Source organism: Methylobacterium sp. J-001 (assembly GCF_022829565.1).
GTDB lineage: Bacteria > Pseudomonadota > Alphaproteobacteria > Rhizobiales > Beijerinckiaceae > Methylobacterium.
Window position 1 is genome coordinate 122,423 of record NZ_JAKSYN010000137.1, and the last position, 21,689, is coordinate 144,111.

Genomic DNA, 21,689 nt, shown 5'->3' on the forward strand with positions numbered 1-21,689 from the left:
AAAACCGCCCCGCTATGGCACAGAAACCGCCATGAATATCGACGGCACACCCTATCGCACCATCTTCCCGGACCCGGACGGCGTCAGCGTCCAGGTGATCGACCAGACACGCCTGCCCTTCGCATTCGAGTTGAAGCGGCTCGCCACCCTCGACGACGCCGCCCTGGCGATCCGCACCATGATCGTGCGCGGCGCCCCCCTGATCGGGGTCACCGCGGCCTACGGGCTGGCGCTGGCGATGCGGGCCGATCCCTCGATGGAGGGGATCGACCGGGCGGTGGCGGTGCTGGCCGCGACCCGCCCGACGGCGATCAACCTGCGCTGGGCGCTCGACCGGGTCGCCGGCAACCTGCGGCAGATCCAGCCGGCCGAGCGCTTCGTGCGCGCCTTCGCGGAGGCCGGCCGCATCGCCGAGGAGGATGTGGCGAGCTGCCGCTCCATCGGCGCCCATGGCGGCCAGATCATCGCCGACCTGCACGCGGCCCATGGCGGGCGGCCGGTCACGGTGCTGACCCATTGCAACGCCGGCTGGCTCGCCACCGTGGATTGGGGCACCGCCCTGGCGCCGATCTACGCCGCCCACGAGCGCGGCGTGCCGGTGCACGTTCTGGTGGACGAGACCCGGCCGCGCAGCCAGGGCGCGGCGCTCACCGCCTTCGAGCTCCACGGCCACGGCGTGCCGCACACGGTGATCGCCGACAATGCCGGCGGCCACCTGATGCAGCATGGCGGGGTCGACCTGTGCATCGTCGGCTCGGACCGGACCACGGCGAGCGGAGACGTCTGCAACAAGATCGGCACCTACCTGAAGGCGCTCGCCGCCCACGACAACCGCGTGCCGTTCTACGCGGCCCTGCCGTTCTCGACGATCGACTGGACGCTCCACGACGGCGTCAAGGAGATCCCGATCGAGGAGCGGGACGGCCGCGAGGTCACCCACATGACCGGCCGGCTCCCTGACGGCGGCTTCGCCACGATCGAGGTGGTCTCCCCGGGCAGCCCGGTGGCCAACCCGGCCTTCGACGTGACCCCGGCCCGCCTGGTGACCGGGATCATCACCGAGCGCGGCATCTGCGCGGCCAGCGAGGAGGGGCTGTACGGGCTGTATCCGGAGCGCCGGAAGGCGGCGTGAGGGGAGGCCGGAAGGCCCGTGGGCTCAGCCCCTCACCTTGACCATCACAGGGGGCGGGCTGCCGCCGTGTCGTGCTCTAGGACAGGCCGCCCGGCTTCCTGGATGCATGCCGGATCGCGAGGATCGCGATGGCATCCGCCGATGCGTCCAGACGGTAGAAGATCAGATACGGATAGCGGGGCAGGGCGAAACGACGGACACGGCGACGCCCCATTGGGCCGATCTCGGGATAGCGGCCGATGAGCACGAGCGCGGCCTGGATGGCTGTCTCGACTGCAGTGCGCCGCGCGGATTGCGAGCCTCCAGATAGGCTGCGATCGCTTCCACATCGGATTGGGCTTGCGGAGTGAGGCGTAGCCTCATGGTGCATCGCGCACCCGTGCGAAGGCCGCCGCAATGATCTCGTTCGCCTCACCCTCTACGAACGCGCCGCGATCAGCCTGCTCCAGGCCGGCCGTGACGGCGGCCCTATGCTCCGGCTCGACGTCGAGGGGCTCAGCGATCTGCGCCAGGCTGAGCATGGCCTGGGCGATGGTATCCTGTTCGGCGGCGGACATCCGACGAACGGCCGCCACCGCTTTGTCCAGTAGATCCGTCATGGGCCGATCTCCCACCACACCTTAGCAGGATCGGCCAGAATGATGCCAGAACGCGGTTGGGGCTGCCGTACGACGCGCACGATGAGCGTCGGACGGCGGCCTGAGCAACCTCATCGCGCGCCGGGCCGGCCGGACTCGACGAGCTGCTGAGCCCGGGCGCTCTGGCGCTCGAACATCCAGCCCGGATACTCGGTCGGCAGGGCGCTCACCGCGTCGAGGGTATCGAGCTCCTCGGCGGTGAGCTGGAGCTTCGTCGCGGCGATGTTGTCCTCGAGCTGATCGAGGCGCTTGGCGCCCACGATGACGCTGGTCACCGCCTTGCGGTGCAGGAGCCAGGCAAGCGCCACCTGGGCCACCGAGACACCGCGGCTCTCCGCCACCGGGCGCATGGCGGCGATACAGGCTTCGGCGCGCGGGCCGTCGACCGGCGGGAAATCGAAGCTCGCGCGCCGGCCCTCTCCCGATCCGCCGGAATACTTGCCGCTGAGCAGGCCGCCTGCGAGCGGGCTCCAGACCAGCAACCCGAGAGCCTCGGAGCGCAGCATCGGAACGATCTCCCGCTCCAGGTCGCGGCCCGCGATGGAATAGTAGGCCTGCAGGGTCTCGAAGCGGGCGAGCCCGGCCCGCTCGCTGATCCCGAGCGCTTTGACGATCTGCCACGCCGCCCAGTTCGAGACGCCGACATAACGCACGTGGCCGTGCTGCACGAGGATGTCGAGGGCCCGCATCGTCTCCTCGATCGGGGTCGCCGGATCGAAGCCATGGACCTGATAGAGGTCGATATGGTCGAGCTGCAGCCGCTTCAGGCTCGCCTTGCAGGCGTCGATCAGGTGCAGGCGTGAGGCGCCGCGGGCATTGGCGCCCGCTCCCATCGGTCCGTAGCCCTTGGTGGCCACGACGATGCTGTCGCGCGAGACCTTGAGGTCGCGCAGGGCCTGCCCGGTGATCTCCTCCGAGAGACCCTCCGCGTAGACATCGGCCGTGTCGATGAAGTTGATGCCGGCATCGATCGCCCGCCCGACGAGACGCCCGGCCTCCACCTGATCGAGGGCACCGATCTGGCGCCACATCCCGCCGCCGCCGCCGAAGGTCATCGTGCCGAGGCAGAGTTCCGAGACGAACAGCCCCGTATTGCCGAGCTTCTTCTGATACATGTGCGCGGGATCCCGTCCGTGTCCGTCGCGACAACGCACGGGGGCGGGAACCGCTGCGCCTCACGGCTCCCAGCGATGGAACACCGCGCTGTCGAACGCGAAGACCGGCTCGCCGCGCTGGTTCACGCCCGTGTTGCGGGCAAACGCCAGGCCCCAGCCGGGGCGGGAGGCGGAGGCGCGCTTGTCGGTGAGCTTCGTGCTGAACCGGACCGTGTCGCCCGCATAGACGGGTTTGAGCCAGCGCAGGTTCTTGAAGCCCGGGGAGGGGCCGGCTTCCGGGACGGGGCCGCGGGTCGCCGTGTGGGCGGCGTCGCGGGCGCGGGTGGTGAGCAGGCGGTTCATGTAGGCGGCGGCGGTGTGCCAGCCGGAGGCGCACAGGCCGCCGAAATGGCTGCGCCGGGCCGCGGCCTCGTCGAGGTGGAACGCCTGCGGGTCGTAGGCCTCGGCGAAGGCCACGATCGCCGCGGCGCTGAACGGATAGGCGCCGAGGTCGCGGACCCAGCCGATCTCGGCATCCCGCAGGAACGGCAGGATCTCGGCATCCTCCGGCTCCTCGACCGGCCCGGGTTCGCCGATCTCCACGGGGCGGGGCGGCAGGGGATCGGTGCCGCTTCGGGCCAGCATGAAGGTGAAGCGCTGGGTCAGCACCGTCTCGCCGCGCGGGTTGCCGAGGGCGACCTCCGCGGTCACGAAGCCGAGCCCCGGCTTCGAGGCCGAATCCCGCATCCCCACGACCCGGAAGGTCAGCGTCAGGGCATCCCCGGGCAGGACCGGCGCCAGCCAGCGCAGCTCGTCGATCCCGGGCGCGCCCAGCGACGAGCCGCCCCGGAACGGCCCCTGCTGCAGCAGCCGCATCCCCAGCGCCGCCGTGTGCCAGCCCGACCCGATCAGCCGCCCCGCGAAGGTGCCTTGCGCGGCCGCCTCGTCGAGGTGGAACGGCTGGAAGTCGAAGGCCCGCGCGAAGCCGACGATGGCGTCGCGGGTGACCGTCAGGGGCTCGCCGACGATGACGTCGCCGACGGAAAAGTCCTCGACCGCGGGGTCCGGCATGGCAGCCTCGTCCAGTGCGTCAGGGGGAGGGCCTCAGTTGGCGAAGCGGAAATGCAGCACGTCGCCGTCCTGCACCACGTACTCCTTGCCCTCGAGCCGCAGCTTGCCGGCGTCCCGGGCGCCGGATTCGCCGCCGAGCGTCGTGTAGTCCGTGAACGCGATAGTCTCGGCGCGGATGAAGCCCTTCTCGAAATCCGAGTGGATCACCCCGGCGGCGCCGGGCGCGCGGGTGCCCTTGGTGATCGTCCAGGCCCGGGCCTCCTTGGGTCCGACCGTGAAGTAGGTCACGAGGCCCAAGAGGTCGTAGCCGGCGCGGATCACCCGGTTGAGGCCGGGCTCGGTCAGACCCACGGCTTCCAGGAATTCGGCCTGGTCGGCCTCCGGCATCACGGCGATCTCGCTCTCGATCTTGGCCGAGACCACCACGGCGATGGCGCCCTCGGCCTTGGCCCGGGCGAACACCGCGTCCGAATAGGCGTTGCCCTTGTCGGCATCGCCCTCGTCGACGTTGCAGACGTAGAGGACCGGCTTGGCGGTCATCAGCCCCAGCGACTGGAACAGCTTCTCCTCGTCCGGCTTGCGCTCGACGAGGCGGGCCGGCTTGCCCTCGCGCAGCAGCGGCAGGGCGCGGTTGACGAGGTCGAGGGTCTCCTTGGCCTCCTTGTCGGCGCCCTTGGCCTTCTTCTCCAGGGCGACGGCCCGACGCTCCAGGCTGTCGAGATCGGCCAGCATCAGCTCGGTCTCGATGGTCTCGATATCGGCGGCCGGGTCGACCTTGCCCTCGACATGGGTGACGTCGCCATCGGTGAAGCAGCGGACCACATGGGCGATGGCGTCGACCTCACGGATGTTGGCCAGGAACTGATTGCCCAGGCCCTCGCCCTTGGAGGCGCCGCGTACCAGCCCGGCAATGTCCACGAAGGTCAGCCGCGTCGGGATCTTTTCCTTCGAGCTCGCGATCCGGACGAGGTCGTCCAGGCGCGGATCCGGCACCGCCACCTCGCCGACATTCGGCTCGATGGTGCAGAACGGATAGTTCGCCGCCTGCGCGGCCGCCGTCTGCGTCAGCGCGTTGAACAGGGTCGACTTGCCGACGTTCGGCAGGCCGACGATGCCGCATTTGAAGCCCATGGACTCAGTTCCGTTGAAGCACGTCGCCGGGCGACGCGCGGAAAGGGTTGATGAGGGTCAGGCCCTCGAACACGGCGCCGTGTGCCATATCCTCGGTCAGAAAGTATCGGCATCCGGCGAGCTGGGCCGCGGCTACCAGGAGGCAATCGAACCACTGATAGCCGAGATTCTCGCGGACGAGCCATGCCAGTTCGGTGTCATCTTGATCGATTGGGCGCGCTCCCCAGGCCCCGATCGTCTCGACTTCGTCCTGAACGTCGCGCAGCGAGCGCCCCAGCTCGTTCTTGAGAATCCATCGCGTAAGTTCGTTGAGAACTTGCAGATTCGTGCGGGCGCAGCCCAGGTCGGTGATGGCAGCCAGCCACGTCCGTGCGCGCTCGCGCTTGTCGGCATTTCGTTTGTCGCGTGCGTAAACCAGCACGTTCGTGTCGATGAAGATCGGCTCAATCGTAAAGTTCATCGCGCGACGGTGCTTTGCCGTTCTCGTCCGTCAGATTCATGAGAGGCCCGGCCAGGAAGCGTTCGAGCGCCTCCCGCTGCGTCAGCGGCCGGCCGACGCGCTGCTCGACGGCCTCGGCGACGAAACGCGATAGGCTCTTGCCGTCGCGCGCGGCGGCGACACGCGCCCGCTGCAGCAGGGCCTCGCTCATCGTCACGGTGACGTTCTTCATCGCAGCCTCCGCCGCCTATATCGTGTCCTCGTGTTTTCGTGTCAATTTTTGGAACCCAGCGTCTTCACCGCGTCCCAGCCCCGGCCGGCCATGGCGAGATGAACCTTGTTCTGGAAGCTCGCATCCTCGCCCGCCGCCAGCAGCGCGGCGTGGTCGGCGACCGCGTGGCAGAGATCCTCGACCCAGGGCAGCTCGGCCTTGCCGAAATCGTTGAGCACGTAAGCGTGCACCAGCGCCTTGTCGCCGGGATGGCCGATGCCGAGCCGGACCCGGCGATACTCGTTGCCGCATTGGGCGGTGATCGAGCGCAGGCCGTTATGCCCGGCATTGCCGCCGCCGAGCTTTACCCGGAGCTTGGCCGGGGCGAGGTCGAGCTCGTCGTGCAGCACGATCACGTCGCTCAAGGGGATCTTGTAGAAGCGCTGCGCCTCCGAGACCGAGCGCCCGGACTCGTTCATGAAGGTCGAGGGCTTGAGCAGGATCGCCCGCTCGGTGCCCAGCACGACCTCGGCAGCCTCGCCCTGGAAGCGGTGCCGGAACGGGCTCGCCCGGTGCTGGCGGGCGATCGCGTCGATGGCCAGGAAGCCGATATTGTGCCGGTTGTTCGCGTAGCGCGAACCCGGGTTTCCGAGGCCGACGATCAACCGCATGGCAGAGTCCCTGGCGCGCTCCCGGTCATGGGCCTTCCCTCGGCGCATCCCTTTCGGGGCGGTCTCTGGCACGCTTCCGCGCGCGGCGCATCCCCGCTCCGAGCCCGGGACCAGCGTCGCCGGGCCCAGCCTTCCTGGACCGGTATCAGGCATTCGGAGCCGAGCCCGCACCGATCGTGCGCCAGCGCACGGCATCGGTCGAACGGGAGGCAGACCATCCCGGTTGAGAGGTCATCATCGGCCAAGCACAGCCCGAGCGATCAAGACCGCCGCACCGACGATCTTCCTCACCCGGCCCGGTTGACCGGATGACGTCTCGTCGAAGTCGGACGCAGACAACAGGAGATCATCATGACCCGTCGCATGCTCGCCGCCGCCGCCCTGGTCGCCGCGGCCGCCTCGCCGGCCCTCGCGCAGGGGATGGATTCGAAGCATTCGCCCTATCCGGCCTCGGCCTATTCCGGCTGGATCGGGAATGCGGGCGTCTCGCAGCAGGATCGGGCTCAGACGATGCGGGCCTCCGCCTACCGCTATGCCGGCCCGCATGCCGGCGGCCCGGCCAACGCCCTGCCGCGATACTGAGCTGGCGCGCGGCCCGCGGGCCTGCCTCGGGTCAGGCCGCCGGGACGGCCCGACCCTCGCCTGCGACGGCATCGGCCTCCGGCCCCGCGCCCTCGAGCGCGCGCAGCTCTCCCGGGCGCAGCGTCCCGCTCAAGAGATCGACCTGACTCACCAGCCGGGCGAGGGATTGCCCCCGGTCGAGATCGGGCCGGGTCGGTAGCGGCCGATCTGCGCCCAGCGCCCCCAGGGTGGCGGCGATCCAGGTGCGCCAGGCTTCCGCCTCCGGGGCGGCCGCCTCGGGGGCGTGGCGCAGCACCGTGAGCCGGGCGCTGATCCGGCGCAGGGTCGCGTCCGCCACCATGGCGGCCTCCACCTCCGGATGGCCGCCGGCCCGGGGCTGCTGCAGGGCGCGCGACAGGGCCGCCTCCAGGTCGTTGAGGGCGAGGCCGGACGCCCGGGCGCGGGCGAGCACTGCGGCGTCGCGGGCCTCGCCGGAGGCGGCGAGCAGCACCGCCTCGGCGAAGTCGGCATGGGCCTTCAAGGCCCGCCGCAATTCCTGGCGGACCTGGTCCGGCTCCCAGATCGGCCAGAGCACCAGGCAACTCGCCACCGCGATCAGCCCGCCGAGCACCGTGAAGCCGGCGCGCATGCCGACGATCTCCCAGGAGCTGTGGCCGGGCTCCAGCAGCTCGACCAGCAGCACCACCAGCGGGGTCAGGCAGGTGACGAAGAAGCCGTAGGAGATCTGGCGCGCGGCGAAGCCGACCACACTGAGCACGAGGATCAGCCCGGCTTCCACCAGCGGGGTCGTGGCGTAATAGGCCAGCACCGCGCCCGCCACGCCGCCCAGCACCGTGCCGCCGATCCGCTCCAGCGCCCGCTGCCAGGTCGCCGCGTAGAACGGCTGCATGGTCAGCACCACGGTCATCACCAGCCAATGGGTGAACGCGCCGGCATAGGTCAGGGTGGCGGCGAGCGCCGGCGCCGCGACCGCCGTGGCCCGCAGGGCGTGCCGGAGGTTCGGCGAGGCGAGGGTGAAGTTCTGCCGCAGCGGCTCGACATAGCGGGTCCAGCGGTCGAGGCTCCGGCCGTCCGTGAGGGTGCCGCCCGGCCGGTAGCCCTCCGGCGTCGAGAGCTTGGCGCCGATCCGCACGCGCCCGACGATCCGCTCGGCCAGCCGCGCCAGGGTCGGATCCTCCGACAGGCCCTCCGCGGCCCGGGCGATGGACAGTTCCAGCCGGGCGAGGTCGAGGCTGGCATCGTCGCGGATCGCCCGGGCGATAGTGACGAGCAGCGGCCGCAGCCGCCGCAGGAAGGTCTTGGTGAGGGCCCGCCGGCTGGGCGCGGGCCGGCTCTCGATCAGCTCCGCCACCGCGATCAGCGCGGAGAAGATCTGCTCGGCGCTCTCCAGGCGCAGCAGCGCCTGGGCGGTGCGCTCGGAGACGCGCTCGCGGGAGCGGGCGAGGTCGAGGATCATGGCCCGGGCCGTCTCGATGCTCGCGCGCACGCCGCGCCTGTGGCCCCGCGCATGGCCGTCGAACGCGTCCGCGTCGGGATCGGTCAGGGCGACGAGCCGCTCGAGATCGCCGCAGAGCCGCGCGAGGCCGTGCCAGACCTCGGCCACCGCGCGGTGCGCCGGCCGGTACGGGTGCAGGCGCCAGATCACCAGGGCGAGCAGCGTCGCCCAGAGGCCGCCGGCCGCGAACATCAGCGCCACGATCCCGGCCTGCTCCCAGGTGAGCGGCCGGTCGAGGGCGATGCACAGCACGACCACCAGCACGTTCCCGGCCGATTGCGCCTGCACGCTCCAGACCCGGACGTAGGAGCACGCGAAGATCAGCGCGCAGGAGACCGGCACCACCACCGGCAGCCCCAGGGGCTGCAGCAGGCCGAGACCCGCCCAGAGCAGGCCACCGAGCAGCGAGAAGGCGGTGAGCACCCGCAGGCGCACCCGCATCGGCCCGCCATTGTCGCAGAAGCAGGCGAGGTTCGCGGCCAGCGCCATGGTCAGCAGCGGCGGCCATTGCACCCAGATGTTGATCAGGATGACGACGCCGAACGCGAAGGCGGCGCGCACGCCCTCGACCAGCCGGACGTTGCGCAGGTCGAGGCCGGTGGGCAGGCGCCGCAGATCCGCCCCGGGCCGGGCGAGGCTGCCCCGGCCGGCGGCCCGGCGGCGCCGGGCGCGGTCGGGGGACGATGCGGACGGATTCGGGCCAGGCAACCTCGGACTCCTGTGCGGGGGCAGCACCCCGGCATGAACAGCGCCCCGGCCTGTCCGGATCCGCCCCGCGCCGCAACCCCGCCATGCCGCCCTCGGGCAACGCCAGGTGGCGCCTGCCACGCCGCGACCGGGTCCGTCACGCAGACGCTTGACCCTCGGCCAAGCCCGTGGCTTCTGGGCACGCTGGCACCCAGACTCCGTAGCTCAGCTGGATAGAGCAGCCGCCTTCTAAGCGGCAGGTCGTTGGTTCGAGCCCAACCGGGGTCGCCAGTGAAATCAATGATTTAGGAGCTTACGCTTATTGCTGCTTCATAGAAAGGACGACCTGAGGACGACGTCTAATTTGCTAGAGATATTCCTGGTGCGGTTGGTCGCGCCTTTCATGAAGGTTGGCTCTGCTGCGTTTCGCCAATGAATCGGCAGCTCGTCTGCTGCTGATTCGGCCTAACTTCCTGTCTTGAACCCTACCGCTGCGCCCTCGAGCTCGTCCTCCAGCTTGCTGTTGCACGCCATGCGGTCGAGCAGGTCGGGCAACCGGGTGGGTGCGTAGTCCCAGGCATCGACGCCCGCATCTTCAGAATGTCGCGTTCCGGTGATGGTCGCATGGGTGTGGCCGTAGAGGTGCACGGCCCCCCTGTGGATTCGTCGCCACGAGCGCATCGCGTAGTGGCACAGTACCACCCGGCGGTCCTCAACGACGATCTCGCGCATCTGCCTCGGCGGTGAGGACCACGGCAGACGCAGCACCGCCCTCGCGTCGTGGTTCCCTACGATCAGGTGCTTGCGCCCGTGAAGACGCCGGAAGACCCGCGCGAGGGCGGTAGCGTCCAGGCCGAGCGCGAAGTCACCGAGGTGCCAGATCTCATCGGAGCTGGCGACCCGAGCGTTCCAGGCGGCGATCAACGCCTCGTCGTGCTCTCGGATGTCTAGGAAGGGCCGGTCGCTGTACGCGATGACGTTTGTGTGCCCGAAATGCGTGTCGCTGGTGAACCAGGTCTGGGGCATGCGAACCTCGACGGCGTCTGCCCACACTCCGGCACGCGACGCGAGCGCGGTACGGATAGCGGGCGATGTGGGGTTTGGCGGGAGCCAAATGCGAATTCGCATCGGTCAGGCTGGGCAGCAGGTCGGCGCACCCTCTGATCTGCTGCGGGGCGCGATCGCCGTATCGATGTGCTCGGCGGCGGACGCTGCGACGAAGCGTTCGAGGTCGGCGCTACTGCGGGTATGCCCGTCTGGATCCAGGGCACCGCGCAACTTCTCGTAGGCGAGGAACAGGCGGTAGGTCGAGCACACGTCCGAGACACAGTAGGCGGCGACCTCCGCCAGGCGTCCGGCCGCGACGAAGTCGGCGACGCGGCCACCGTCGATGCTCTCCGGCTTGCCCGGCAGGTTGAGGGCGCGACACAGGACGTCGAGACCTACCTTAGCGCGGGCGTCGAAATTGCCGAGAAGATCGCAAAGATCGAGAGCAGATTCATCGTAGCGGCGGTAATATGGGCGGCAGGTCAGGCCCGGTGCGGCGACGCCGTTGATCATCGCGCGGTAGCGCAACGTCGGCAGGTCAAAGCCGTGGCCGTTGAAGGACACGAGCTGCGGCCGCAGCTGATCGAGCTTGGCCGCGAAGTCGGCGATGAGCCTGCCCTCTGATCGTTCGCCGACATGCGGAGCGCCCAGTGCCCGCACCCGGTAGGCGCCATCCTCGCGAGTGGCGATCAGCGCGCCGATGCAAACGATGGAATGATAGATCAGCTTCGGGAAGCCGGTGCCGAGCTTGTCGCGAGCCGCGTCCGCGTCCCCGCGATCGAGGCCGTGCACCCGCGCGACAGCGGCGAGATCGGGCGCCGTTTCCAAATCGAACACCACGACGGTTGTAGACATGAACATCTCCTTCATTGGCCATGGATCGCGATGCTATGAGATGCGCGCCGGACGGAATTGGATGATCGTGATGGCTCGCCGGCGACCGTGCAGCACGGGAGCGGCAGAACGGTCGGGCTGGCGAGGAAAGGCTCAGTCTGCCGGATGCCCGAGCCGGTAAGTCCGGGTCAGCGTCCGGGCCCAGCCGGCGGTCTGATCGAGCAACAGCAATCGCGAGGTCACCGCATACCGTTCACCGGCAAGCTTCGGGTGATCGCTCACCCGCCCGATCAGCGCCGGCTCGATCGCTGGGACCATCGTGCGCCGCCACTGGGTGAGCAGTGGCGCGGCAGCGAGCGCATGTCGGTCGGGGGCCTCGCCGGCGGTGAGGCGTTCGAAGTCGACCAGCGCGTTCTCGATGCACACGGCATCCTCCAGCGTCAGGTAAAGTTCGAGGTCAGTTCTCGGCATTGCAGGGTTCCTCATCGGGTCGATGACGCGGCACGGTCGGCCGGGTAATTCACGGCGCAGTGGTGACGGATTCGGTGCGGCAGGTCAGGATCCGATGCCGTCGTGATGCTGAGACTTCACTACGATGCGATGGCCGGCGCGGACCCGGATGCGCGGCTTGTGCGCGGCGGCGATCTCTGCGATCTCGGCGCCGGTCATCACCCGGCGGGCGAGCAGAACCTCGACGAGGGCCAGCACCGCCACACGATCAGCTCGGACGAGGTCTTCTGCCGCGAGTTGAAGCCGGTGCAAGTCGGCCTCAACCCGCGCCGCCATCGCGGGATCCTCGCGCAACAGCAGGGCCGCGTCCTGCTGGCCGACCACAGCGCGCAGGGTCTCACCGAGGCCGAAACTTCCATGCAGGGCCGAGAGCTGCCGGGTCGCATCGCGAAGGTCGAAGGCGGCCCCTGCATCGACACCGTCGCCGATGATTCCATCAGCGGCACGCCCGGCGAGTAGGCCGACCACTTGTCGCTCGATCGCGGCGCGATCTGGCGAGCGATCCGCAATGCTGACGACGGTCGAGCCGCCGTGCCGCCCCCCGGCCTCGATCGAGACCTGGATCACCGAAAAGCCCAGCCTGATCGCGACGACGGCGTGACCGGCCTCATGAAGCGCCACGGCGCGAAGCTGTTCCGCCGAGCGAGGATCGGCCGGGGCGATCTCGGCCATCAAGTCGTCCCGGTTCATAGCGCGCCCGGCCACCTGCGCCCGGCGCCGGGCGGCCCGCACTGCGCCGGCCAGGATCGCGCCGGTCATCCCATGGCTCAGGCGCGCGACGGGCGAGAGATCGGCATCCAACAGGTCGGTTTCGAGATGAACGCGTAGGATACCGAGGCGGCCGGCCTCATCCGGTGGACCGATCAGGAACGACCGATCGAATCGTCCCGGTCTGAGTAGGGCGGGATCGATGCGCGTGATGTCATTTGTGGCCGCGACCAGCACCACGCCCGCCCGGCGCAGTTGCTCGAATCTGAGCAGACAGAAGGTGATCGCGGGTAACCACCATGACGATCCGCGATCATCCAGGCGTGATCTATTTGGTAGTGCATCAAGTTCGTCGATGAAACCGACCGCACATCCCTGTTGCCTGGCCGCGATCTCGAGTCGATCGCAGAAAGTAGAGATCTGCTTGATCACGCTGTCCAGAAAGCCGGAGCCATTGGCGAACCATTCGCCAACACTCGTCTCTCCAAAGATGACCCCCGCTTCCTGGGCGAGGGAGCGCGCAAGCGTCGACTTGCCCGTCCCAGGCGGCCCGTGAAGTACTGCCCCTTCCAGCAGCTGGGCCTTCATCTCGCCGCGGCGCACCCGGGCGATGTCAACCGCAGTCCGCATCGCCCAGACGTGGGCTTCGCCGTAGCCAGTCAGACGGTCGAGCGGCGTCACCGCCTCGCCGTCAGTCAGGCCAACGCGCGCGTCGCTCGCCCTGCGAATGCGTGCGACGCAATCGGCCGGAGCCGCGCCCGGCCGTAGGGCGGCGGCGACGTCGGGTAGGTCGAGGCCGGCGAGATCCTTAGGCTCGAGCGCCCGGCGCGGTCGCCGCCCACACCACATGCCGATGGCTCGGTTGACGAGGTCGGCATCGAGCGGCGGCACGTCGATGTGCGCGTCGGCCGCGGCAAGTAGCACCGGGGCGACCCATTCGCGATCCGGCGTGATCGCTACGACGGGTCGGCCTCCGGCGATACGCTCAGCGGCATCGACGTCGGGGTCCGGCGTGGGGGAGGCGCGCGGCCGGTTCACCTTGGCGATGCAGGTGGCCTTATGGCCGCTGACCCGGGCGATCACCGCCTCGACCGGTCCGACCCAGCTGCTGCTCGGCACCGCAACCACCACCACCACGGGCTTAGCTTCGCGCAAAGACCGGAAGACGCGCAGCGGCAAGACGGTGTTGACGGCCATCTGAGCCAAGAGGCTGGTCGGGTCGACTAGGCCCTCGAACCTGCGGACACCTCGCCTGTCCGGGCGTCGGCCGCCCACGCCGCCGTCACCCGCGCCGGATTCGTCCGCCTCAGCATCGGCCTCCTTGGCTTCGACGTCAGTTTCGTCCGGGAGATCGCGGACGAGCATGTCGATTGTCATCGCGACAACTTCGCGTTCGGCCGCTGTCGAGCTCCGGGTTGTGGCCTCGATCTCGTCGACGTCACCCGAGGCCGGGATCGTCGCCGCTACACACGCGTGCGTCGCCATGTCAGAATGCATGCTCATGGCCGGTTCTCCTTGCTGCGGGTGATCGGGATCTCGATGACGAGGGCGGGGTCGAAGGCCTTGCACTCGTCTCCGTACCCGTGTGGATTCGAGACGAGGCGGGTGCGCCCGATCATCAGATTGATGGGGTGATGGGTATGGCCGCTGAGCCAAAGCTCGGGGCCCCCCGCGGCGATGAGGTCCGAGAGGTCGCTGGCGAAGGCAGCGCTGACCGGATCGCGTCCGAAGCGCGGTGCGATGCCTTCTGGATGCGGAGCGTGGTGCGTCACGACGATGCTTGGGCCATCGTGCGGCATGGCGAGGGTATCGGCGATGAACCGGACCGAGCCCGCGTGCAGGTCGGCGGCATCGGCGGGCAGGAAGGGCTGCCATGCCGGCAGGTGTGCGCCGGCGATCCGGCGATGATCGTTCATCACCCTGCGCGCGGCCGCCATGGCGACTGGGCGATGCCCTGCGCCGAACAAGCGGTAGTTCGTCCAGAGCGTGCACCCGAGAATACGCACGCCGCCGATCACGACGGCGTCGTTCTCCAAGAGGGTGATATCGAAACTCTGGGCGGCAGCGCGGGCGCGGGCAAGCTCGTCTTGCAGGACCGCGCCGTAGTACTCGTGATTGCCCATCACCATGACGATCGGGATCGGCGCCGGGATGTGCTGGCGGAGGTAGGCGAAGGCGGCGACCGCCCCCTGGCACGTGTCGCCGGCCACTACGACGAGGTCGGCGCCGGGTACAAGCTGCAGCCGGCCGGTGTCAGCGAGGTCGACATGCAGGTCGGATAAGAGCTGAAGCCGCATGACCGGCACCGCTGCGGTCGCAGTCGAGGGATCCGAGTCATCGGCTGCGAGGCCGCCGATCGCCGCGAGCTGCGACGGTCGATGGTCCGGTCCGCGCGGTGGAGACGTCGAAATGAGTCGGGTCATGGCGCGATCCAACGGCCACCGACGCGAGGGTGCGGTGCCGAAAAGGGGCTGACTGAAGAGGTGATGGAAAACCCGCGTCCCGTGGGGCCTTGGTCGTGATCCTGCGCGCTACCGGGCGGACCACACGCGACCGGGTACGTTGGTGGCGGTGGCGAGCCGACCGCCATTGGTCAGCGACGGGATCACCACCGGCACCCTGAGATGCAGGAGACCATCCTCCCCGAGGTAGGCTGCCCCCGCCGCCACGAGCTGCCTGCGCTTGTTGGCGACCCCCGGCTGAATACTTGAGCCATCCTCGGCGGCGAGCGTCGACCCGGCTTCCAGGATCGTACAGCCCGGAACGCTCACCGCGGTCGCCCGGACCTCGCGCCACGCGAGCGTATAGCGCCGCACTTCGGGCAGACCGAACACTGGCAGTGGGACATCGAGCCGGTAGCCTCGCTTCAGTCCCGTCAACGGCGGTACCGCGATGGGGGTATCCGGGTCGGAACCCGCTCGCTCACGCGGAGCGATCTGGATCGCAGGCCGTAGCCAGGTCCCGCGAGGTTCGAGAGCGAGGCAGCCTGCGCCGACAAGGAGCTGGCGCGCATCTGCCAGCCAGCGGGCGCCGAGACCGGGGTCGGTCTGCTCCAGCATCGCTTCCTGCGGAGATGCCCCGACCACGCTGCAGTGCCCGGCCCTCTGGATCTGCCGGGTGAGCAAGGCCTGCAAGGCGAGGATCGCATCCTTGCCGATGCGGGCTTTGTGCGTCGATCCGATGATGAAGAGCCGCTCGATCCGCAGCGGCGGCAGGCGCAGGTGCTCTTGCCAGCGACGGGGTACCTTGATGGTCTCGCCGACCTTGGCTTCGCCGGACGCGCAATCGCCGTCGCCCGCGACCACATGCTCCGCTTCGGCATCCGGCTCGTGGACCGCGATGCAATAGCCATCCTGCGCTCGGGACAGGGCGATGTACGCGGCGTAGGACGTCAAGGCCGTTTCCTGGAACAGAATGTGGACCTCATCGATCGGGGCAACGCCGACCACGAGGTCGGAACCGAGCATCGTGATCAGGCGGGCGCCGTCGAAGCGCCTGGACAGGCGCTGCGCAAATGTGAAGGCCGATCCGAGCGGGATCAGCTCGTCGGCGGCTTGAGGTTGAGCAGCCGGAATGCCCCGACTTGATGCGGTGTCTTTCTTGGCGCTGTGAGTCATCGCGAAGTTCATCATGCGAAACCTCCACCGAGATCGGCCTGCCGACGACTAGGCGTCTGGCGACGATCGCGGGCTTTTGGGGGACGGCTGCCGCCCACGGGGCTGGGCGGCGTGAATGTCTGGCTCGGACCGGCGACAGCGCGCGCATGACCCAGCGGTCCACCGCAGCGGACCACTGACGGGCCGATGGCGGTCAGAAACCGTGCACCGGCGCGAGGTTCAGAGTTGGGGGGAGGAGAGGCGCCAGACGCGGCAAGAGGCGTCGAAGACGCTTGCCAAGTCGATGCCCAGAATGCCAGCGTCGACGAGCGCGAGCACTGCCGAGATCGGCTGCGGGTGATCCGGGATGGCGAAGGCGAGGTCGCTGAGCGCGGCATCGCCGGTCTCGTCCACGGCGGCGAGCAAACGCACCTGCACGTCTGGGGTGATCAAGGGGTGATCGACGAAGTCGGGATGGGGGCGCGCACGGCCGGCACGTGTGGGCCGGCCAAGGTTGCACACAGACGCAGCTGCGCCGTAGATGGTCTCAGCCATGTGGCTGTCTCCTGTTACAGCAGGGTGACGCTGATGGTCAGGTCGCTGGCGCGGCGGGAACCGCGCCGGCGGCCGTCCTCGGGAAAGGATGGCTGCCGGGACTAGATATCGACGTCGAGGGGCAGTGCACCACCTCTATGGCATCATCTAACAAGCACTCGCTCGTCTACAAGCCCTCGACAGCTCGAAAACCGAGTTACTCATATAAAAAACGAAAGCGTGGATATTAACCTTAAAATCTTTAGCGGTTGTCGAGTCCTAACGCATGATCTATTAACAAAAATAAATTTTATATTAGGCAGATTAATTCAGATAAATTGTCGGAATCGATTGTGATTCAAGCGCAAGTTTATCAGTTTATTCAGATTTTATAATATTCCGGCCAGGTTATGGACTTCGTAGAGGTGCGCTAATAAGGCTTTTGTCCGGCGGTCGTTGGCTTCGGGCGGGATAATGACAATTTGACTGCCGCCATCATGGCATAGACAAATCGCTCGTCGATTTTGATGAATTAAGTCGTGGGCGCATAAGATTCGCAGTTAGGCCCCGACGGCTGCGGGTGTGTTGCTGGTGCGCAGGTCGTATGAATACTTTGCGTAGCACGTGGTGACGGCGCGGAAGTCATTAGTCCTGCTGAAAAACGCTAAACCAGATTGCGGTATCTATGCTGGAACGGGCGGATCGCCAGTACTTGCTTGCGGTTGGCTATCGGCTTCACGTTGGTCCATGCCCCATGCTCGGCCATCTGGACCCGCAGAGCGTCACTGTCGTAGGCGCGATCGCTCACCAGGACCTAACCCGCGCCCAACCCGCCCGCATGTTGACCGCTGAGCGCCCTGTTTGGAGGTGAGGCCTCGCCTTAAAGCCGACATTCAGTTTTGCGCCCATCTCGGCCGCTCAGCGCCATCTCGCGGACTCTCCGAAGCGGACGCTGTGACAGCACAGCTTGTGGGTCTCAGTCGCGGCCATCTCAGTCATTCGAGGGGCCTGCTCACATCCCCCCAAGCGGACGCCCTTCGACACTGAAACGCCTACAAATTGAGTAGTGAGAAGAGGATTGGGCCAATACATTCCGGAAAGAATGGTCTCTACAATAGAAAACGATCAGCAATAGGCCGAATTCAGTTGATTCTCCGCATCAGTACTGCTTCCGTAAAGACCGGCTCCCAGGCCATGATGTGGTCCGTCATTAGGGTCATCGCATCGTCCTTGACCCGCCCTGTAACGAGGTCGACGATGCGGTAGTGCTCTGCCACAGACGCGTCTTGTCTCGTCCGCCCAGCCTTCGAGCGTATGCCGTAAAGCCGCATCTTGTCGCGCAGCTTCATGACGATGCCGGTAAGGATCGGGTTGCCCGCACGGGACAAGAGCGCTTCGTGAAAAGACCGGTCCGCCACGAGATAGGCCGGCACATCACGATCCCGCACAGCCCTCGCAATCTCGTCAGCCCATTTCATCAAATCGTTCACGTCAACAGCTCCGGCCCGCACGACTTTCGCGAAGGCCTGAGCTTCGAGCTGCACGCGAACCTCGAACAGGTTGCGCAACTCGTCGAGCGTCGGATCGACAACTCGGAAACCGCGATTGCGGATCGGCTGCAGCAAATCATCGGCGGCAAGCTGGAGAAGCGCCTCCCTAACAGGCGTCGTCGAGATCCCGAGAGAACGGGAGAGCGAGGGGACTGAGAATACCGTGCCCGGCTCGATCGTACCGGCGAGTATGTCGAGGCGTAACTGCCGCTCGACTCGCTCCCGCAGGTTCTCTTCCGTCGCGAGCGGATTGGTTCGATCTTTGCAATCCAGCACGGCACGCCTTCTCCCGGCAGGACCAATAGCGTGTTTTGGCCCTCGCTTGAACTACCACCAACCCAATGGTAATGCGTGACGCGCTACTGAGGCTGCTTCCATGTCTGCTGACATCAAGGAAGGCTATTGCACCCTGTGCCGATCGCGTTGCGGATCGCTCAACAGGATCGAGGGCGGACGGCTCGTTTCCGTCGCACCGAATCCCGCGCATCCGACCGGCGCAGCGCTCTGCGCCAAGGGACGGGCTGCACCGGAACTTCTTGGTAGCCCCCGCCGCTTGACGACGCCCCTTCGTCGCACCCGGGAGCGCGGCAGTGCGGATCCGGGCTGGGTCGAGATCGGCTGGGACGAGGCAATGACAGACATTGCCGCCCGTCTCGGGGATCTGCGTGCACGGCACGGCGCTGAGACAGTCGCCTTCGCGGTCACCACGCCGAGCGGCACGCCGATGGTCGACAGCTTCGAATGGGTGGAGCGGTTCGTCCGGGTCTTCGGCAGCCCCAATCTGATCTACGCCGTCGAGATCTGCGGCTGGCACAAGGATTTCGCCCACGCCCTGACCTTCGGCCGCGGGATCGGCACCCCCGATTACGAGACGGCCGATACCATCGTGCTGTGGGGCCACAACCCGACCCGCACGTGGCTCGCCCAAGCGACACGCATCGCGGACGCCCGCAGGCGCGGAGCGACCGTCGTGGTGGTCGATCCCAAGCGCGGCGGCTCCGGCGAGACGGCCGACCTCTGGCTACCGATCCGCCCGGGGGCGGACGGAGCCCTGGCGATGGGGGCGATCCGCCACCTCCTGCGGGAGGGAAGCTACGACAGGGCCTTCGTCCACGACTGGACGGACGCGGCGTTCCTCGTCGATCGTGCCAATGAACGTCTTCTGAAGGCCGCCGAGTTGTGGCCCGGCGCCAGCGGCTTTGTCGTGCTCGACGAAGCGGGGCGGCCGCAGCCGCGCGACCCACGCGACCCGACTGCCGGTGCTGCCGCGCAACTCGACACACAGGTCCGCCTGATGGACGCCGCGGGCAACAGGCGCACGTGTGCCAGTGTCCTGCGCCTGCTGACCGAAGAGGCCGACATTTACGATCCGGCCCATGTCGCCACGGTCACCCAACTCGATCCTGCGGCGATCGCGCGCTTCAACGCGCTCTTCGCGGGCGCGCCACGGCTCGCCTATCATTCCTGGACGGGGGTGGGTCAACACACCAACGCCACCACCACCGAGCGTGCGATCGCGACGCTCTACGCCCTTACGGGAGCCGTTGACCGCGACGGCGGCAACCTCTGGACGACCGCCCCTCCGACCCGATCGGTGAATGCCTACGATCTGCTGGCCCCGGCGCAGCGGGCAAAGGCCCTCGGCTTGGCCGAATTGCCCCTCGGGCCGCCGAGCCGGGGATGGATCACCGCTCGCGATTTCACCCGCGCCGTGCTCGAGAGCGAGCCCTACCGCGTGCGCGGCTTGATGAGCTTCGGCACGAACTTCGTGGTCTCGCAGGGGGATACGGGCCGCAACCAAGCCGCTCTGGAAGCGCTGGACTTCCACGTCCACGTCGACATGTTCCTGAATCCGACCGCCGCGAATGCCGACATCGTGCTGCCGGCGAGTCTGCCCTGGGAGCGCGAGGCGCTGAAGGTCGGGTTCGAGATCACGCAGGAAGCGGTGGAACTGGTGCAGCTGCGCCAAGCCATGGTGCCGCCCCTGGGCGGCACCCGCTCCGACTACGCCATCGCCTTCGATCTCGCCTGTCGCCTCGGGCATGGCGAACAGTTCTTCGGCGGCTCGATCGAAGCCGGCTGGAATTACCAGCTCGCGCCCGTCGGGCTGACGGTAGACGACCTACGGGCATGCCCCGGGGGCATCCGCTTGCCTCAGCCGACGGCCCGGCGCAAATACGAAGCCCTCCGCCAGGACGGGTCGGTCGTCGGTTTTCCCACGGCGACGGGGCGGATCACGCTCTACTCCGAGGATCTGCTCGCGCATGGGCAGCCCCCTCTCGCCCACCATGTCGAGCCCGCAGGACTCGACGAGCCCGGCCTGCCGCTGGTGATGTCGACCGCCAAGACCGGTTGGTATGTGCACAGTGCCTACCGCCACATCGCCTCTCTGCGGAAGCGCGCGGCAGCGCCGACCGTCGAGGTGGCGCCCGACGACGCCCGCCTCCGCGGGATCGCCGAGGGCGATGCCGTCATCGTGCGGACCGCTCACGGCGAGGCCCACCTGCGGGCGCGCATCGACGCGACGCTGCCGAGCGGGACGGTGATCACGGAGTTTGGCTGGTGGGAGGATTGCCCGCCCCTGGGGCGTGAGGGCTCGCCGGTTGCCGGGTCGACGAGCGCGAACGTCAATGCCGCCCTGTCCGACGCGGCCCGAGATCCGGTAAGTGGTTCCGTGCCCCTGCGGGCGGTGGCTTGCGAGCTTGTCCGCGCCGTCGGGGCCAATCGCGGACGTTGGCAAGGCCGGCGCTCGTTCCGCGTCGCGTCGCTGCGGCGCGAGGGGGCGGACATCGCCGCGTTCACTCTCGCGCCTGCGGATGATGGTCCAGTTCCCGCCTACCTTCCCGGCCAATACGCCATCCTCCACGCCACAGTCCCGGGCCTCAGCCGCGCCTATTCCCTGACGGGTGACGCCCTGACGCCGGAGACCTACGAGATCGGCGTCAAGCACCACGCCGCGCAGGAAGGCTGGCCGGCCGGACGAATGTCGAGCCTCGTCCACGGGCTGAAGTCCGGCGATCCGGTCGAGCTCGAAATGCCGGCAGGCACGTTCACTCCGCCGCTTGGGGGGGATCGCCCCATCGTCCTGCTCGCGGCCGGGATCGGCATCACCCCGTTCGTAGGCTACCTCGCCGCGCTTGCCGCGCGCCCGGACTCCGCGCCCGAGGTGCATCTGGTCGCGATCTCCCGCAACGGAGCGGAGGAGGCCTTCGGGGTCCGCCTCCGCGAGGCCGCGGCGGCCCTCCCACGCCTGCGGATCACCCGCGTGTTCACGCGCCCGCGCCCGGAGGATCGGATCGGGGTCGATTACGAGCGGGCCGGTCGGCCGGCCATGTCCGAGCTGGCCCTGCCGGATCCGGCGTGCCGCCCCCTCGTGTACCTGTGCGGGCCGGATGCCTTCCTCCGCGACGGGAGGGCGGCCCTGACAAGACTCGGCGTCCCGCGCTTCGACGTGTTCAGCGAGAGCTTTGCGTCGGCCATGGCCGTGCCTTCTGACCTTGCACCGCGAACCGTGCGCCTTGCCCGCAGCGGAACGGGCTTCACCTGGACGCCCTCCGCCGGAACCCTGCTCGACGCGGCCGACGCGGCGGGGCTCGGGCTGCCGAGCGGCTGTCGGGCGGGCCAGTGCGAAAGCTGCAGCGTGCCCGTCGCGTCCGGGTCGGTCGCCCACCTCGGCCCCTACGACGGCGAGCCCGACCATTGCCTGACCTGCCGCGCTGTGCCGGTCAGTGACCTCGTCCTCGACGCCTGAAAGGAAGA

General features: G+C 68.2%; 20 protein-coding genes, 1 tRNA gene and 1 pseudogene. 4 read left to right on the forward strand and 18 right to left on the reverse strand.

Going from position 1 to position 21,689, the window contains the following annotated elements; all coding sequences use genetic code 11:
• The first annotated feature begins 31 nt into the window (after positions 1-31).
• Entirely contained in the window at positions 32-1,132 is a 1,101-nt protein-coding gene (gene mtnA, locus MKK65_RS17730; RefSeq protein ID WP_243959383.1) for an S-methyl-5-thioribose-1-phosphate isomerase, read from the forward strand.
• A gap of 76 nt (positions 1,133-1,208) precedes the next feature.
• On the opposite strand, the gene MKK65_RS31395 is transcribed toward mtnA, so the two are convergent.
• The 8 genes from MKK65_RS31395 to pth all read right to left on the reverse strand — a co-directional run bounded on the left by MKK65_RS31395 (position 1,209) and on the right by pth (position 6,387).
• Positions 1,209-1,379, reverse strand: a complete 171-nt coding sequence (locus tag MKK65_RS31395) for a type II toxin-antitoxin system RelE/ParE family toxin (RefSeq protein WP_243959385.1) — start codon at positions 1,377-1,379, stop codon at positions 1,209-1,211.
• A 112-nt stretch (positions 1,380-1,491) separates the two neighbouring features.
• Complete coding sequence (locus MKK65_RS17740) at positions 1,492-1,731, reverse strand: acetyltransferase (protein WP_243959387.1); 240 nt, start codon at positions 1,729-1,731, stop codon at positions 1,492-1,494.
• A 110-nt stretch (positions 1,732-1,841) separates the two neighbouring features.
• Positions 1,842-2,885, reverse strand: a complete 1,044-nt coding sequence (locus tag MKK65_RS17745) for an aldo/keto reductase (RefSeq protein WP_243959389.1) — start codon at positions 2,883-2,885, stop codon at positions 1,842-1,844.
• A 60-nt stretch (positions 2,886-2,945) separates the two neighbouring features.
• Positions 2,946-3,935 (reverse strand): MaoC/PaaZ C-terminal domain-containing protein, encoded by a 990-nt coding sequence (locus MKK65_RS17750; protein WP_243959391.1) that lies wholly within the window; start codon positions 3,933-3,935, stop codon positions 2,946-2,948.
• 33 nt (positions 3,936-3,968) lie between these two features.
• A complete protein-coding gene (gene ychF, locus MKK65_RS17755; protein WP_058191609.1) occupies positions 3,969-5,066 on the reverse strand; it encodes a redox-regulated ATPase YchF in 1,098 nt (365 codons plus the stop codon).
• Between the two features lie 4 nt (positions 5,067-5,070).
• Positions 5,071-5,526, reverse strand: a complete 456-nt coding sequence (locus MKK65_RS17760) for a PIN domain-containing protein (protein ID WP_058191610.1) — start codon at positions 5,524-5,526, stop codon at positions 5,071-5,073.
• Positions 5,510-5,737: a hypothetical protein gene (locus MKK65_RS17765; protein ID WP_058191611.1), complete on the reverse strand. Its 228-nt coding sequence runs from the start codon at positions 5,735-5,737 to the stop codon at positions 5,510-5,512. The genes MKK65_RS17760 and MKK65_RS17765 overlap by 17 nt, the downstream gene beginning before the upstream one ends.
• 41 nt (positions 5,738-5,778) lie before the next feature.
• Positions 5,779-6,387 (reverse strand): aminoacyl-tRNA hydrolase, encoded by a 609-nt coding sequence (pth, locus tag MKK65_RS17770; protein ID WP_243959393.1) that lies wholly within the window; start codon positions 6,385-6,387, stop codon positions 5,779-5,781.
• A 351-nt stretch (positions 6,388-6,738) separates the two neighbouring features.
• On the opposite strand from pth, the gene MKK65_RS17775 reads away from it, so the two are divergent.
• Positions 6,739-6,969, forward strand: coding sequence for a hypothetical protein (locus MKK65_RS17775; RefSeq protein WP_243959395.1), 231 nt, complete (start codon positions 6,739-6,741; stop codon positions 6,967-6,969).
• A gap of 31 nt (positions 6,970-7,000) precedes the next feature.
• Here MKK65_RS17775 and MKK65_RS17780 read toward each other — a convergent pair whose 3' ends face one another.
• On the reverse strand, positions 7,001-9,172 hold the full coding sequence (locus MKK65_RS17780; RefSeq protein ID WP_243959397.1) for an FUSC family protein: 2,172 nt from the start codon (positions 9,170-9,172) through the stop codon (positions 7,001-7,003).
• A gap of 193 nt (positions 9,173-9,365) precedes the next feature.
• On the opposite strand from MKK65_RS17780, the gene MKK65_RS17785 reads away from it, so the two are divergent.
• Positions 9,366-9,442 (forward strand) — tRNA-Arg (locus MKK65_RS17785).
• Between the two features lie 174 nt (positions 9,443-9,616).
• On the opposite strand, the gene MKK65_RS17790 is transcribed toward MKK65_RS17785, so the two are convergent.
• The 9 genes and pseudogenes from MKK65_RS17790 to MKK65_RS17830 form a co-directional block, all read right to left on the reverse strand.
• Complete coding sequence (locus tag MKK65_RS17790; RefSeq protein ID WP_243959399.1) at positions 9,617-10,177, reverse strand: metallophosphoesterase family protein; 561 nt, start codon at positions 10,175-10,177, stop codon at positions 9,617-9,619.
• A 105-nt stretch (positions 10,178-10,282) separates the two neighbouring features.
• Positions 10,283-11,053, reverse strand: a complete 771-nt coding sequence (locus tag MKK65_RS17795) for a 3'-5' exonuclease (RefSeq protein ID WP_243959401.1) — start codon at positions 11,051-11,053, stop codon at positions 10,283-10,285.
• 132 nt (positions 11,054-11,185) lie between these two features.
• Positions 11,186-11,503 carry a DUF6634 family protein gene (locus MKK65_RS17800; protein WP_147910753.1) on the reverse strand — a complete coding sequence of 106 codons (318 nt, stop codon included), beginning with the start codon at positions 11,501-11,503 and terminating at the stop codon, positions 11,186-11,188.
• 84 nt (positions 11,504-11,587) lie between these two features.
• The gene (locus tag MKK65_RS17805) at positions 11,588-13,747 is read right to left on the reverse strand and encodes an AAA family ATPase (RefSeq protein WP_243959403.1); all 2,160 of its coding nucleotides are present in this window, start codon (positions 13,745-13,747) and stop codon (positions 11,588-11,590) included.
• Between the two features lie 2 nt (positions 13,748-13,749).
• A complete protein-coding gene (locus MKK65_RS17810) occupies positions 13,750-14,547 on the reverse strand; it encodes a metallophosphoesterase (protein ID WP_147910757.1) in 798 nt (265 codons plus the stop codon).
• Positions 14,548-14,781: 234 nt separating this feature from the next.
• Positions 14,782-15,882: a hypothetical protein gene (locus MKK65_RS17815; protein WP_147910755.1), complete on the reverse strand. Its 1,101-nt coding sequence runs from the start codon at positions 15,880-15,882 to the stop codon at positions 14,782-14,784.
• A gap of 204 nt (positions 15,883-16,086) precedes the next feature.
• Entirely contained in the window at positions 16,087-16,401 is a 315-nt protein-coding gene (locus MKK65_RS17820) for a hypothetical protein (protein WP_147910756.1), read from the reverse strand.
• A 590-nt stretch (positions 16,402-16,991) separates the two neighbouring features.
• Positions 16,992-17,238: pseudogene (locus MKK65_RS17825) on the reverse strand (IS5/IS1182 family transposase); the annotation flags it as partial.
• A 284-nt stretch (positions 17,239-17,522) separates the two neighbouring features.
• The gene (locus MKK65_RS17830) at positions 17,523-18,206 is read right to left on the reverse strand and encodes a GntR family transcriptional regulator (protein WP_243959405.1); all 684 of its coding nucleotides are present in this window, start codon (positions 18,204-18,206) and stop codon (positions 17,523-17,525) included.
• A gap of 100 nt (positions 18,207-18,306) precedes the next feature.
• On the opposite strand from MKK65_RS17830, the gene MKK65_RS17835 reads away from it, so the two are divergent.
• Complete coding sequence (locus MKK65_RS17835; RefSeq protein ID WP_147907757.1) at positions 18,307-21,681, forward strand: molybdopterin-dependent oxidoreductase; 3,375 nt, start codon at positions 18,307-18,309, stop codon at positions 21,679-21,681.
• The last annotated feature ends 8 nt before the right edge of the window (positions 21,682-21,689 follow it).

Coding starts and splice junctions, on each gene's coding strand:
- mtnA (WP_243959383.1), top strand. CDS start 32: ATGAATATCGACGGCACACCCTATCGCACCATCTTCCCGGACCCGGAC.
- MKK65_RS17740 (WP_243959387.1), bottom strand. CDS start 1,731: ATGACGGATCTACTGGACAAAGCGGTGGCGGCCGTTCGTCGGATGTCC.
- MKK65_RS17745 (WP_243959389.1), bottom strand. CDS start 2,885: ATGTATCAGAAGAAGCTCGGCAATACGGGGCTGTTCGTCTCGGAACTC.
- MKK65_RS17750 (WP_243959391.1), bottom strand. CDS start 3,935: ATGCCGGACCCCGCGGTCGAGGACTTTTCCGTCGGCGACGTCATCGTC.
- ychF (WP_058191609.1), bottom strand. CDS start 5,066: ATGGGCTTCAAATGCGGCATCGTCGGCCTGCCGAACGTCGGCAAGTCG.
- MKK65_RS17760 (WP_058191610.1), bottom strand. CDS start 5,526: ATGAACTTTACGATTGAGCCGATCTTCATCGACACGAACGTGCTGGTT.
- MKK65_RS17765 (WP_058191611.1), bottom strand. CDS start 5,737: ATGAAGAACGTCACCGTGACGATGAGCGAGGCCCTGCTGCAGCGGGCG.
- pth (WP_243959393.1), bottom strand. CDS start 6,387: ATGCGGTTGATCGTCGGCCTCGGAAACCCGGGTTCGCGCTACGCGAAC.
- MKK65_RS17775 (WP_243959395.1), top strand. CDS start 6,739: ATGACCCGTCGCATGCTCGCCGCCGCCGCCCTGGTCGCCGCGGCCGCC.
- MKK65_RS17790 (WP_243959399.1), bottom strand. CDS start 10,177: ATGCCCCAGACCTGGTTCACCAGCGACACGCATTTCGGGCACACAAAC.
- MKK65_RS17795 (WP_243959401.1), bottom strand. CDS start 11,053: ATGTCTACAACCGTCGTGGTGTTCGATTTGGAAACGGCGCCCGATCTC.
- MKK65_RS17800 (WP_147910753.1), bottom strand. CDS start 11,503: ATGCCGAGAACTGACCTCGAACTTTACCTGACGCTGGAGGATGCCGTG.
- MKK65_RS17805 (WP_243959403.1), bottom strand. CDS start 13,747: ATGCATTCTGACATGGCGACGCACGCGTGTGTAGCGGCGACGATCCCG.
- MKK65_RS17810 (WP_147910757.1), bottom strand. CDS start 14,547: ATGCGGCTTCAGCTCTTATCCGACCTGCATGTCGACCTCGCTGACACC.
- MKK65_RS17815 (WP_147910755.1), bottom strand. CDS start 15,882: ATGATGAACTTCGCGATGACTCACAGCGCCAAGAAAGACACCGCATCA.
- MKK65_RS17820 (WP_147910756.1), bottom strand. CDS start 16,401: ATGGCTGAGACCATCTACGGCGCAGCTGCGTCTGTGTGCAACCTTGGC.
- MKK65_RS17835 (WP_147907757.1), top strand. CDS start 18,307: ATGTCTGCTGACATCAAGGAAGGCTATTGCACCCTGTGCCGATCGCGT.